This is a genomic window from Campylobacter fetus subsp. fetus, assembly GCF_900475935.1.
In the GTDB taxonomy this organism is placed as follows: Bacteria; Campylobacterota; Campylobacteria; order Campylobacterales; family Campylobacteraceae; genus Campylobacter; species Campylobacter fetus.
Map to the genome: position 1 here is coordinate 687399 of NZ_LS483431.1, position 12680 is coordinate 700078.

Consider the following 12680-nt stretch of genomic DNA (forward strand, 5'->3'; position numbering starts at 1 on the left):
ATCAGCTTTTTACATATTTTGTTATACAATTAAACTTTATTTTAGATTAAGGATATTAAATTGAGTTTTGAAGATGATATTTTTGGCGGTGATCCTAAGGATAAGTTTTTTGATATAATTTTTAATGCAAATAGAAATTTAGTGGAAAACGAATTAGAAAAAGTTCTTATTGAGCTTGCTATTTTACGTGAATTAGCTGAGCAAAAAGGTATATCCGATATGGATATAAAGTCATTTGAAGCGTTAAATACTGACGTTGTGCAAGACGGATTAAATGATATTTATATAGGTGTAACAGGCGAAATTCTAAGTCAAAATGAGTAAAATATCTCTATTTTTGATTATAGGTATTTTTTTAAATTTAAATGCCGCTGCTCCTAAATTTGAGTATGTAAAACAGTTTGAGCTGAAAAAAGATGAGAAAGCTTGGATTATATATACCGATAGAAAAGACGGTACAAAAGATATTTTCGAGTTTTCATGGACTTTATATGATAATACAAATATGGTTTTGCATACTAAATTTAGAAATTATCCTCGCCAGATAATGCTTAGTCTTAGGCGTGGGTTGGAGCTTTATAAACAAATTATATTAGCTAATACTAGATTAGAAAAACAAGATGAGGTTGCTTTGTATCTTGAGTTTGCCGAGTTCAAAAAAGGAATAGCTGTTTTTAAAGCTTATACATATGATAATGCAAAGCGTATAGAAGTCGAATATAAGCCAGATAAAGGGGATTAGATGGAGAGGATTGATGATATCTTAAAAGAGTTTGTAGATTCACTAAATTACCCTCTTGCTAGTGAGATGTTTAGCCAAGTAAGCTCAGGAAAAAAGCTAAGAAGCAAGCTTATATTAAAAATAGCAGGAGCGAGTGAAGCTAGTTTTAAGCTAAGTAGCGTCGTAGAGATTATTCATTTAGCAAGTTTGCTTCATGATGATGTGATAGATGACTCTTTAATAAGACGAGGAAAACCTAGCATAAATGCAATATTCGGTACAAAAAATTCTATAATGTTAGGTGATATTCTTTATTCTAAAGGTTTTAACGAGATAGTTAAATTCGACATGAAAATAGCAGATATTATCTCGGATGCCGTTTGCAAGCTAAGTATCGGTGAGCTTATGGATGTAGAACTTGGTAGCTCTTTTAATGCAGATAAAGAAAAGTATCTGAAAATGATATATTTTAAAACTGCGGTTCTCATAGAAGCTGCTGCAAAATCTGCTGCAATTTTAGCTGGCTTTGATGAGCAAAAATACGGCGATTATGGTAAAAATCTTGGATTGGCATTTCAAATAGTAGACGATATACTTGATATAACAAGCGATGAAAAGACACTAGGAAAACCTGCTATGAATGATTTTAAAGAGGGGAAAACCACTCTTCCATATATTTATCTATATGAAAAATTAGAAAATGAAGATAAAGCGATTTTAAAAAATTTATTTAAAAAAGAGCTTGACGATGATGAAATTTTATGGATTAAATCTAAATTTAAAGAGTTTGATATTATAAATTTAAGTATAAAAAAAGCAAAAGATTTTGGTGCTAAAGCTATAGAAAGTTCACAAAATACTGAACTTAAAATGATAGTTTCTAGTATGATAGATAGGGATTTTTAATGCATTATGTAAGTATTAGTTTTACTCATAAAAATACAGATATCGGAGTTAGAGAAAAACTCTCTTTTAGTGATAATAATAGACGAAGGGAGATTTTGCGTCTTATAGGAGCAAATGATAGTATTGCCGAGTCTATGGCGCTTAGTACTTGTAACAGAGTGGAGATATTTGCTTATGTTTTAGACACGCAAAGTTCTATTAGACATATTTTAAACTCTATTTCTATCCTTACTTTGGTACCGTTTGAAGCTTTAGAATTAAGAGCCGATATATATGAAGATCAAGGTGCTATACACCATCTTTTTGCCGTTGCAAGTTCTCTTGATAGCTTAGTAGTGGGTGAAACTCAAATAGCAGGACAGTTGAAAGAGGCTTTTAAATTTGCATATGATAATGAGGATTGCGGTGTAAATATCAGCAGCGCTATGCATTTCGCTTTTAAATGCGCAGCTGAAGTTAGAGCATTAACTACTATTAGTAAAAATCCAGTTTCGGTTTCAAGCGTAGCCGTAGCTAAAGCTAAAGAAATTTATGGCAATATAGGTGGTATGAGCGCAGTAGTCATAGGCGCTGGAGAGATGAGTCGTTTAGCAGCCCAGCATCTTATAAACGCGGAAGTAAATGTTATAATTATAAACAGAGATGAGATAAAAGCGCAAACTTTAGCAAAAGAGCTAGGCGAGTTAGCGAGTTATGCTAGTTTTGATAAGCTTAGCGAGTATATTAATAGATATAGGCTTATTTTTAGTGCTACTGGTGCTCCTAATGCTATAATTACTAATGAGATAATAGAACAAAAAGATTTCCATAGATATTTTTTTGATATAGCGGTTCCTAGAGATATAGATATAGAAGAAGACGAGTATATACATGTTTATGCAGTAGATGATCTTGAAGAGATAGTAAGAACAAATTTAGCTCTAAGAGAGGAGCAAGCAAGTATCGCTTACTCTATAGTCGGCAAATCCACAACTTCATTTTTCAAATGGAGACTTTCTGAAGGAAGTACTCCAGCTATTAAAGCTTTGCGTTTAAAAGCTAAAGATATCGCCTGTAAAGAGATAGAAAAAGCGGTAAAAAAAGGGTATTTAAAGTGTAGTGATCAAGATGAGGCAAGTAAGCTCGTACACCAGGTTTTTAAAGCTTTTTTACATACGCCTAGTGTGCGCTTGAAAGAGAAAAATAGTGATGATATACTAAAAGCACTCGAATATTTATTTGACATAAAAATACAAAAAGATGAGAATTTAGAAGGGAATTTAAAGTGAAATTTACAAAATTATATGTACCTACTACAAAAGAAGCTCCAAAAGACGCCACTTTACCTAGTCATCAGTTTCTTATAAGAGCCGGATTTGTAGCGCAGATAGGAAGCGGACTATATAACTTTTTGCCTCTTGGAAAGAGAGTTTTAAGAAAAGTTGAAAATATCGTAAGAGATGAAATGGACAAAGCAGGAGCAAATGAAGTAGCTTTAAGCTTTGTGGTTCCCGGTGAGCTTTGGAAGCAAAGCCGGAGATATTTTAAATTCGGAAAAGAGCTTTTGCGCCTAAAAGATAGAAAAGACAACGATTTTTTACTAGCTCCGACTCACGAAGAATCTATAGTGGATCTAGTGCGCGATAAAGTCACTAGTTACAAGCAACTGCCGCTTCATTTATACCAAATAGGACTTAAATTTAGAGATGAGGCAAGACCTAGATTTGGACTTTTGAGATGTCGTGAGTTTATAATGAAAGACGGTTATAGTTTTCATGCAAGTGAAGCTGATCTAAAGCGTGAGTTTGATCTTATGGAGACAACCTACACTAAGATATTTAGTCGTTTGGGGCTGAATTTCCGCGCCGTTGAAGCTGATAGTGGAGCTATCGGAGGAAGTGGTAGCAAAGAATTTATGGTGCTAGCAAAAAACGGCGAAGACGATATCTTGATAAGTGACGCTTCAAACTACGCGGCAAATATAGAAGCCGCAAAAAGAGCAAAAAGAGTTTGCAAGGCTGAGCGACCTCAGAGCAACTCTATGCAGAAATTTTTTACTCCTGGTTGCTCTAGCATAGCTAAAGTTGCCGAGTTTTTTAAGGTAGATCCGTTTTATACTATAAAAGCCGTGATGAAAAAGGCTATCTATGAAGATAGCGAAAAAATAGTAATATTTTTCGTGCGTGGAGACGACGAGCTTCAAGAAGTAAAAGCTTGCAATGCTTGCTCCGCTCTTGAGCTAAGCGACGCTAGCGAAGAAGAAGTTATAGCCGCAGGGTTAGTTCCTGGATACTGCGGTCCAGTCGGACTTCATGAAAATATAGATTTTTATATAGATAATGAATTAGAAAATGAAAAAGAGATGATATGCGGCGCAAATGAAAAGGATTATCACGCTATTGGAGTAAATATTATAAATTTCAATAAAGATAGATTTAAGGATCTAGCAGAAGTCAAAGCCGGAGACAAAGCGCTTGACGGTGGAGTTTTATCTGTCACTAAAGGCATAGAAGTAGGGCATATATTCCAACTTGGAGTAAGATATTCTGAGACCATGGGCGCTACATTTTTAGATGAAAACGGTAAATCAAAACCGTTTTTTATGGGTTGCTATGGTATAGGCGTAAGCAGACTTGTAGCTGTTATGGTAGAAGCCAGTCATGATGAAAAAGGCTGCATTTGGAAAAAAGAGTGCGCTCCTTTTATGGTGCATATAATAGTTTCAAATATCAAAGACACCGAGCAGATGCAATTTGCTCTAAATTTAGAATCCAATCTAGAAAGTAGCGGGGTCGAAGTTTTGCTTGATGATAGAAACGAAAGATTTGGCGTGAAAATGGCGGACTTTGAGCTTATAGGCGTACCTTTTGGCGTGGTCGTTGGTAAAGGTTTGCAAAACGCAGAAGTTGAGTTTATAAAAAGAGACGGGCTAGAAAAAGTTAAAGTAAGCTCAGATGAGATATTAGGTAAATTAAAAGAGATAATATGATAAAAATTTCTCTATTTCCGTATTTTGTTATCGAGATTGTCTGTGTTTTTATTTATATTATAAATTATGGATTTTTAAATTTTTTAGGTGAAGTTTTTCTTAGTGGAATTATAGGGATAATACTTATATTTAGTTATGGATTTTTAAATTTATACTCTAATATAGTTAGTATAAATTTAAAAGATATATTTGGCTCTATGGGGATTGCGTTTGGCGGAATGCTACTTATAGTGCCTGGTATTTTGAGTGATATTTTTGCTGTTTTTATCATAGTTATATCTTTAATACTAAAGATATTTGTTAGGTTTAGTACTAATACTTATAACGATAATGATAGGTTTAGGGATGATATAATAGATGTTGAGATAATAGATGAAAATAAGAGATGAAAAGGATAAGAAATGAATATCAAAATAGCAAGTAGAAATAGCGCTCTTGCGCTTTGGCAAACTCATCATATAAGAGATTTATTGATTGCTCAAGGTCATAGCGTTGAGATAATTACTATGAAGACAAAAGGCGATGTTATCCTTGATACTCCGCTCGCAAAGATAGGCGGCAAAGGGCTTTTTACAAAAGAGCTTGAAAACTCTATGCTTGAAGGTAGTGCAGATATAGCGGTTCATAGCTTAAAAGATGTTCCGACTACTTTTCCAGATGGATTAAAACTGGCTTGCGTGTGCAGTAGAGAAGACGTGAGAGACGCGATGCTTAGCATGAAGTACAAAAATTTGGATGAATTACCACAAGGTGCCAAAGTAGGAACAACTTCGCTTCGTAGAAAAATGCAGATTTTAGCTCATAGGGCTGATCTTGATATCATATCTCTTAGAGGAAATGTAAACTCACGAATAGCTAAGCTTAAAAATGGCGAGTTTGACGCTATTATTTTGGCTATGGCTGGAATTAATCGATTAAATCTTTCTAAGGAAGTTAAATTTACATCAGCTATAGATACAATTCCTGCTATGGGACAAGGAGCTTTAGGAATCGAGGCTATAGATAAAAAAGAAATTTTGGATGCTATCGAGTTTTTAAATGATGAAAAAAGCGTAGTTGAAACTACTATAGAGAGAGATTTCGTGCATACGTTAAACGGAGGATGTCAAGCGCCGATCGGAATAAATGCAAAATTAAAAGGCGACAAGATAGAAGTTGAGGCGATATTGGGTCTTGTAGATGGAAGCGAAATTCTAAGAGATAGCAAAACTTATCCGAAATTAGCATATAAAATAGCCGGTAAAAATTTTGCTGATGAGTTCATAGCGCGCGGCGCAAAAGAGCTTTTAAAGAGGGCAGAAGAGATGGTTTAGATAAGCTAGATAACTGGCTTATCTCTACTTAATCCATCTAAGGCTACGCATAGTTTTATACCATATAAAAATATAATCCACGAAATATATATCCAAATAAAGAAAAATAATAGTATCGAAAATGATCCGTATATACTAGAGTATGTTTTATTATAGAAGCTATATCCTACAAATATCCACTTTGATATGGACCATGCAAGCGAACTGGCAAAAGAGCTGATCAATATATTTTTTATAGAAAAATCTCTATTTATAGATATGAGATAAGTTACTGCAAATATAGCCCAGATAATTATATATGGAAATATAGCTAAGAAGTTTATACCGCTTGTATATTCGCTTTGGCTAAGCATTGTTTGGATTAAATTTGAGAGCCAAAACGACATTCCAAGACCAAGAGGCATAAGAGTTATCAAAGTCCAGTAGTTACTAAGACTTCTCCAAAATCCACGACTTTTAGCTCCTGTTAATTTTGAAATAACAAATTCATAGTCGCTAAAAAACATTATACTGGTAAAAAATACCGCTATAAGACCTATTATACCAAGGCTACTTGAATTAGATAAAAACTGATCTATATATTCAGTTATGCTTTGACTAGGAAGTAAATTTGAAAATATAAAATCTTTAATCTTAGCGTAATAACCGCTAAAACTAGGGAGTTGTGTAAAGATAGATAGAGATATAAATAAAACAGGAATGATGGATAAAAGAGTGTGAAAACTAAGACTTGCAGCAAAATGTAAAAGCTGTTTATCTTCTAACACTTTATAGATCAGTACTAGTTTTTCCCATATTTTACGCATGAAATTTCTTTAAAGTCCCATTTTATTTGGGTTTAAGATATTATTTGGATCAAATGCTTTTTTTATAGTTCTAAAAAGGTTCATCTCTTCAGAACTAAATGCAAGACCCATAAAAGGTGCTTTGCTAAGTCCTATACCGTGCTCTCCAGATAAAGTTCCTCCAAGCTCGACGGTAGCTTTAAAAATTTCAGTTATAGCTTCGTGACCTCTTTTTACCGCGTCAGGGTCGTCACGATCTACCATAACATTTGTATGTACGTTTCCATCTCCGGTATGACCAAAACATGGTGTAGTAACGCCGTATTTTTGAGAAATTTCAGCTATTTTTTCGAGTAAATTCGGAAGTTCGGATCTAGGAACAGTTATATCTTCATTGAGTTTTAAACTACCATAACATGTGATAGCTTGAGAGCAGTTGCGCCTTGCAAGCCATATATCAGCAGATTCGTTTTCATTTTTTGCTACTCTAAACTCAGTTGCGCCGTTTTGCTCAAAAACGTTTTTGATGATCTCTAGCTCGCTATCTAAAACATCTAAATTTGATCCATCGACATCGCTTATAAGGATAGCCCCGGCCGATATAGGCAGACCTTTTTTAAATTTTGTTTCGACTGCTTTTATGCTAAGATTATCCAAAAACTCCATAGCTACAGGAGTTACTCCTGCTGCCATAGTTTTATAAACAGCATTCATAGCGGCATTTACGTTAGGAAATACTCCCATTGCGGTTTTTTTAAATTTAGGTTTTGCAATGAGTTTTAATGTGATTTGTGTGATAACGGCTAAACTTCCTTCGCTTGCTATGAGAATTCCTGCGATATTATACCCTGCAACATCTTTTATAGTGCGTTTTCCGGCTCTTATAATATCTCCGTTTGGCAACACCGCTCTTAAAGCCATAACATAGTCTTTGGTTATACCATATTTTGCAGCACGCATACCGCCTGCATTTTCGCTCACGTTTCCGCCTATTGTACTGTAATTTTCACTAGCAGGATCTGGCGGATAGAAAAGTCCTACTTCTTCTACTGCTTTTTGTAGTTTCATATTTATAAGTCCGGGTTCTACGACTGCTACCATATTTTGCATATCTATTTCTAATATTTTATTCATATGTTTTTCAAATGACAAAACGACTCCGCCGCTCGCTGCTAAAGCTCCGCCGGTAAATCCGCTTCCAGCGCCTCTTGGGACTATAACGATTTTGTTTTCATTGCAGTATTTTAGTATATTGCTTACATCTGTTTCATCTCGTGGAAATAGCACTCCATCAGGCTCAAAACGCTTTTTCGTAGCATCATAGCAGTAGGCTATTTGATGAGCTTTATCAAATTTAGCATTATCTTCACCTAGAAGCTTTTCAAAATATTTTATATGTTTAGCATCCATTTTAGTTTCCTAAAAGTCTTTTATAGTATTCGTCATAGTTGTTTATTTTTGCGCCATCAAGTTTCCAAAATATAGTATCTATGCCTTTAACTCTTGTATAAAATGGAAGCTGGTAATAATCCACACTTCCGCTTTTGAACTTTTTAAGCACGGCAAAACTACCGCAATCAGCAAACACGGCTTCGTTATCTAATGCTACAAATATAAGCCCTGCCGCACTTTGAGCGCACATTTTACGAAAGTCGTCTCTGCTTGGATTTGGTTTGTATTCGTAGTTTAGATATGCTCCTACAATGTCTGGATGTATAAAAGTGATATTTTTAAAGTTGTCTGTTATCTCTTTGTAAATTTCTTTATTTGGAACTACTATTAGAGATCTGTCATATAAGAAATTTAAGACTATTTCATCTCCTGCAGACGGTAAAATCTTTGGTATCGGAAGTGCTTGCTGTTTTAAAGAGTCAAATACTTCAAACCTAACTTTAGCAAAACCGTCTTTTTTTTCGGTGACTACTGCTCTAGCAATTATTGATTTGCTGCCATCTTTGAATTTATGCATAACAACGCCGCTACTATTGACAACGATATCTGGACTATCTGTTATCTCGCCGATACCATCATGAACGTTTAAAAGCAGACTATAGTTGGTTTTCATATTAAACTCAGCACCAAAAACAAAACTGCATAGTAATAAAAGCATAATTGCAATTTTTTTCAAAAGTATCTCCTATATGGGCAAAAATTTAAAATCATTATAGCTAATTTTTTTTGAATTTTTGCAAACGAGAAGTTTTGGAGATAAAACTTTTAGATCCGTATTTTTTGGATAATGAATTATAATCTTAAATTTTTAAGATAAATATATCAAAAAATAATAAGGAAATAAATGAAAGCTATAGATAATAATGCAACGAAAAATATGTTTAAGTATATTAGGATCTATAAAATTTATGCGAAAACAATGAAGCTATTTTATCTGCTTTTGCAAATAAAGATGGATTTATTGACAATCGTATAATAATATTGAGTATAAAATTACAAATAGGTTTTTTTAAATTAAGTAACTTTAGCATAATTAAACAGCTTGCAGATTAAAAAAGCTTTTGAAACTGCATATAAATATAATAAAAAGGTGTTGATAACATTAGATATCAAAATGCAAATATCGCTTTAAACAAAGGTGATACTTTTTATAATAATAGATTACCTTATATAGACTGGATTACTTTTTTGCAAAACCCAAATATCCATAAAAACTATATATTTAAAAGTGCCTTTAGAGATAAAATATAAATTTATATCTAAATTTAAAAACTTTATCCTGTGTTTAACTATATATTTTGCTTAAAATTATTTTAATACTATATAAATTATATCGGAAATAATATGATATTTTTTGATAAATAGAAGCATTATGTAAGTAAGATTACGATACAATTACGAGATTTTATTTTAAGGCGATTTTATGATCAAAAAAATAATACTATTTTTATTTATCACTATAAATTTATACGCTATCAAGCCTAGTGTTGAGGAGCTAACATGGCCAAATGGCGAGAGTTTTTTAACATTTTTAGAAAATAATAAAATACCATTATCTTTATATTATAACCTGGAAAAAGAAGATCAAGAGCTAGCTACTGAGATAACAAGCGGCACGAGATTTCAAATTTTAAGAGATGAAAATGATAGAGTTTCACAAGTTCTTATACCTATAAGTGAAGAGTTGCAAATTCATATTCATAAAGATATAGTTGGAAAGTATGTTATTGATTTTATACCGATAATATATGAAAACGAAGATAGAATTCTTAGTATCGATGTGCAAAGATCACCATATCAAGATATCATAGAACATAGCGGAAATGTTGCTTTAGCGAGTGCTTTTTTAAACGCCTTTAAAGGAAGTGTAGATTATAAAGGGCTTAAAAAGGGTGATAAATTAGTCATTATATATACTCAAAAAAGACGGTTAGGAAGAGTTTTTGGTATGCCAAATATCAAAGCTGCTATGATAGAAATAAGAGGAAATGCTAAATATGTTTATCAGTATGATGATAGATTTTACGATGAAACCGGAAAAGAGCTTGAAAATTTCTTTTTGATAAAACCTGTCAAAAATGCTAGAATAAGCTCAAGATTTACTCCAAAAAGATGGCATCCGATCTTAAAAAGATATAGGGCTCATTTGGGGATTGACTACGCTGCTCCAAAAGGCACGAAAATATATGCTGCGGGAGATGGACGAATATCATTCGTAGGGCAAAAAGGCGGTTACGGAAATGTAATTATGTTAAATCATACAGATAATTATATGACCCTTTATGCTCATTTAAACGGTTTTGCAAGCGGTGTTAAAAGCGGTAAAAGGATAAAAAAGGGTGATGTCATAGCCTATGTGGGAAGTACCGGTATGAGTACAGGTCCGCACCTGCATTTTGGACTTTATAAAAACAATCAAGCTATCAATCCAGAATCAGTGGTAAAAATAACAAAAAGTAGCCTAAGTGGCACACAGAAAAAAGAGTTTAGTGCGCTTGTTGGCGGTATAAACAGAGATTTTGAAGTTAGTTTAAATGCCCATACAAATGCTCCAAAAGAAGAGGGATTTGATAGCGTAATCGCATTTTAGGTAAAGTTATGAATAAAGATTTAGATGAAGTAAAAGAGCAGTTAGAAAAACATCTCGATGATGGCGTCGGTGGCGAATTAAGCCCATCAGATATCGCGTCGCATCTAAAGGTATTGAAAAGCCATGATGAAGATGAATACGCTACTTACCTTGAAAAATTAGACTCTCAAAGTCTTGGCGAAGTCGCTATGGAAATGCCGGATCACATGCTTAAGGATGTGATTGAAAATGTTCCTAATAATAAGATAGTAGAAGCCTTAGAAGAGCTAGAAAGCGATGACGCCACCGACCTTTTACAAAATATAGAAGATATAGATGAGGAAAAAGCTAAAGAGCTTTTTAGCTCTCTTGAATTAGATAGCCAAAAAGAGATAAGCAAACTTATAAATTACGAAGACAATGAAGCCGGTGCTTATATGCAAACGGAGCTTTTTTCAGCTAGACTTGATGAAAGACTAAGTTCTGCGATATCTCGTTTTAGGGTAATGAAAAAAAGAGATGAGATAGAAAACGTATTTCAACTCTTTGTAGTTGATAAAGATGGTGTTTTAAAATACGTTATACCTTTAGAAGATCTTATAATATATGATTTTGATTTAAATTTAGAAAATATTATAAAAAATGGCGGTGTAGATAAATATAAGCCGCATTTTGCTACTGATACAGATGATATAAGCGAAGTTGCGGCTACTGTTATGGACTATGATTTAAGTGCTATAGCTGTTGTAAATAAAGCAGGAGTTTTGATAGGTCGTATCACCACCGATGATATACACGACTTTTTAGAAGAGAGCGCTACTGAACAAATTTATAATTTAGCAGGTGTTAATGATGAAGCCGAAGAAGAAGGACTAGTTAAAACAGGTCGTGCGCGTGCTATTTGGCTATTTGTAAATTTGATAACTGCTATATTTAGCGTAAGCGTGATAGGGTTATTTGATAAATCTATAGAGTCTTTAGTTGCTCTTGCTATGCTTATGCCGATTGTAGCGGGTATCGGAGGGAACGCCGGTAATCAAACATTAGCCGTAAATGTAAGACGTCTCGCATTAGGAGAGATACAATTTGATAGTTTTTGGAGCGTTTTAAAAAAAGAACTTATAATGGCTTCTGTTAATTCTATAATATTTGCTTCTTTTGTCGGATTTTTGGTTGGACTTTGGTTTAATATGCCTCTACTTGGAGTAGTAATAGGTGTGGCTATGATTATAAATTTGCTTTTAGCCGCTTTTTTCGGAACATTTATACCTCTAACATTTAAAAGAATAGGGCTAGATCCAGCAGTTGGTAGCTCTGTATTTTTAACTATGATAACTGATATGATGGGATTTTTCGTATTTTTAGGACTTGCTACATGGATACTATTATAAAAGATTTAAAGATTGTACCGCTTGAGAACTCAAAGTTTGTAAAGCCATTTAGTATTTTATATACTCAAGATAATAAAAACAAGCGCTGGGACTGCGTAGAAGCTCATGATAGCGTATCTTGTATAATGTATCATAAAGATTTTGATGCGTTTTTGTTTGTAAAGCAGTTTCGTCCATCTCTTTGGTATTATCAGACAAAAAATAGTATAAGTTCAGATGAACCAGGAGTTACGCATGAGCTTTGCGCCGGTATCATGGATAAAGGTTTGAGCGCCGAAGAAACGATGATAGAAGAGATATTAGAAGAGACGGGATACGCCGTTCAAGAGGTAAAAAAGATAACTAGCAGTTACACGGCATTAGGCTTTGGAGCCAATAGACAAACTCTTTTTTGTACTACTATTGATGAAAGTATGAAAAAAACAGCTGGTGGTGGAGTTGATGATGAGAAAATCGAGATCGTATTTATCAAAAAATCTGATATTCTAGATTTTATTTATGATGAAAATATGGTCAAAGCCCCAAATTTGCAATTTTCCGTACTTTGGTATCTACAAAATATGTTCTAGCTAAGG

Annotated in this window: 13 protein-coding genes; 10 read left to right on the forward strand and 3 right to left on the reverse strand. The window is 33.7% G+C overall.

Annotation, left to right across the window (positions count from 1 at the left end; all coding sequences use genetic code 11):
- Nucleotides 1-60: 60 nt before the first annotated feature.
- Genes DQN38_RS03390 through hemC form a run of 7 tightly spaced genes read left to right on the forward strand, consistent with a single transcriptional unit; the run spans nt 61 to nt 5908 of the window.
- The gene (locus DQN38_RS03390) at nt 61-324 is read left to right on the forward strand and encodes a DUF2018 family protein (protein ID WP_002849084.1); all 264 of its coding nucleotides are present in this window, start codon (nt 61-63) and stop codon (nt 322-324) included.
- The gene (locus DQN38_RS03395; protein WP_002849086.1) at nt 317-742 is read left to right on the forward strand and encodes a hypothetical protein; all 426 of its coding nucleotides are present in this window, start codon (nt 317-319) and stop codon (nt 740-742) included. The genes DQN38_RS03390 and DQN38_RS03395 overlap by 8 nt, the downstream gene beginning before the upstream one ends.
- Nucleotides 743-1627: a polyprenyl synthetase family protein gene (locus DQN38_RS03400; RefSeq protein ID WP_038453204.1), complete on the forward strand. Its 885-nt coding sequence runs from the start codon at nt 743-745 to the stop codon at nt 1625-1627. It begins immediately after the preceding gene.
- Nucleotides 1627-2895, forward strand: coding sequence for a glutamyl-tRNA reductase (hemA, locus tag DQN38_RS03405; protein ID WP_002849091.1), 1269 nt, complete (start codon nt 1627-1629; stop codon nt 2893-2895). Before DQN38_RS03400 ends, hemA begins: the two co-directional genes overlap by 1 nt.
- A complete protein-coding gene (locus tag DQN38_RS03410; RefSeq protein ID WP_065844097.1) occupies nt 2892-4595 on the forward strand; it encodes a proline--tRNA ligase in 1704 nt (567 codons plus the stop codon). Before hemA ends, DQN38_RS03410 begins: the two co-directional genes overlap by 4 nt.
- Nucleotides 4592-4984 (forward strand): FxsA family protein, encoded by a 393-nt coding sequence (locus DQN38_RS03415; protein WP_002849094.1) that lies wholly within the window; start codon nt 4592-4594, stop codon nt 4982-4984. Before DQN38_RS03410 ends, DQN38_RS03415 begins: the two co-directional genes overlap by 4 nt.
- Nucleotides 4985-4996: 12 nt before the next feature.
- Complete coding sequence (gene hemC, locus DQN38_RS03420) at nt 4997-5908, forward strand: hydroxymethylbilane synthase (RefSeq protein ID WP_011731915.1); 912 nt, start codon at nt 4997-4999, stop codon at nt 5906-5908.
- Nucleotides 5909-5913: 5 nt separating this feature from the next.
- Here the strand turns inward: hemC and DQN38_RS03425 are convergent, their stop codons facing one another.
- Genes DQN38_RS03425 through DQN38_RS03435 form a run of 3 tightly spaced genes read right to left on the reverse strand, consistent with a single transcriptional unit; the run spans nt 5914 to nt 8821 of the window.
- Nucleotides 5914-6714 carry a YihY family inner membrane protein gene (locus tag DQN38_RS03425; protein ID WP_002849097.1) on the reverse strand — a complete coding sequence of 267 codons (801 nt, stop codon included), beginning with the start codon at nt 6712-6714 and terminating at the stop codon, nt 5914-5916.
- 9 nt (nt 6715-6723) lie between these two features.
- A complete protein-coding gene (locus DQN38_RS03430; RefSeq protein WP_065844098.1) occupies nt 6724-8103 on the reverse strand; it encodes an FAD-linked oxidase C-terminal domain-containing protein in 1380 nt (459 codons plus the stop codon).
- Between the two features lies 1 nt (nt 8104).
- Nucleotides 8105-8821, reverse strand: coding sequence for a plasminogen-binding N-terminal domain-containing protein (locus tag DQN38_RS03435; RefSeq protein ID WP_011731916.1), 717 nt, complete (start codon nt 8819-8821; stop codon nt 8105-8107).
- A 747-nt stretch (nt 8822-9568) separates the two neighbouring features.
- Here DQN38_RS03435 and DQN38_RS03440 point away from each other — a divergent pair.
- From DQN38_RS03440 to DQN38_RS03450, 3 genes are read left to right on the forward strand one after another with little or no spacing between them, the layout of a single operon-like run.
- Nucleotides 9569-10735 carry a peptidoglycan DD-metalloendopeptidase family protein gene (locus tag DQN38_RS03440; RefSeq protein WP_002849103.1) on the forward strand — a complete coding sequence of 389 codons (1167 nt, stop codon included), beginning with the start codon at nt 9569-9571 and terminating at the stop codon, nt 10733-10735.
- Between the two features lie 8 nt (nt 10736-10743).
- Nucleotides 10744-12105 (forward strand): magnesium transporter, encoded by a 1362-nt coding sequence (gene mgtE, locus DQN38_RS03445; RefSeq protein WP_002849105.1) that lies wholly within the window; start codon nt 10744-10746, stop codon nt 12103-12105.
- The gene (locus DQN38_RS03450) at nt 12090-12674 is read left to right on the forward strand and encodes an NUDIX domain-containing protein (protein WP_002849107.1); all 585 of its coding nucleotides are present in this window, start codon (nt 12090-12092) and stop codon (nt 12672-12674) included. Before mgtE ends, DQN38_RS03450 begins: the two co-directional genes overlap by 16 nt.
- Nucleotides 12675-12680 lie beyond the last annotated feature (6 nt).

What these genes read in the sequence shown, in the direction of transcription:
- DQN38_RS03395 (WP_002849086.1), top strand. Translation starts at nt 317, where the DNA reads ATGAGTAAAATATCTCTATTTTTGATTATAGGTATTTTTTTAAATTTA.
- hemA (WP_002849091.1), top strand. Translation starts at nt 1,627, where the DNA reads ATGCATTATGTAAGTATTAGTTTTACTCATAAAAATACAGATATCGGA.
- hemC (WP_011731915.1), top strand. Translation starts at nt 4,997, where the DNA reads ATGAATATCAAAATAGCAAGTAGAAATAGCGCTCTTGCGCTTTGGCAA.
- DQN38_RS03440 (WP_002849103.1), top strand. Translation starts at nt 9,569, where the DNA reads ATGATCAAAAAAATAATACTATTTTTATTTATCACTATAAATTTATAC.
- DQN38_RS03430 (WP_065844098.1), bottom strand. Translation starts at nt 8,103, where the DNA reads ATGGATGCTAAACATATAAAATATTTTGAAAAGCTTCTAGGTGAAGAT.
- DQN38_RS03425 (WP_002849097.1), bottom strand. Translation starts at nt 6,714, where the DNA reads ATGCGTAAAATATGGGAAAAACTAGTACTGATCTATAAAGTGTTAGAA.
- mgtE (WP_002849105.1), top strand. Translation starts at nt 10,744, where the DNA reads ATGAATAAAGATTTAGATGAAGTAAAAGAGCAGTTAGAAAAACATCTC.
- DQN38_RS03450 (WP_002849107.1), top strand. Translation starts at nt 12,090, where the DNA reads ATGGATACTATTATAAAAGATTTAAAGATTGTACCGCTTGAGAACTCA.
- DQN38_RS03400 (WP_038453204.1), top strand. Translation starts at nt 743, where the DNA reads ATGGAGAGGATTGATGATATCTTAAAAGAGTTTGTAGATTCACTAAAT.
- DQN38_RS03415 (WP_002849094.1), top strand. Translation starts at nt 4,592, where the DNA reads ATGATAAAAATTTCTCTATTTCCGTATTTTGTTATCGAGATTGTCTGT.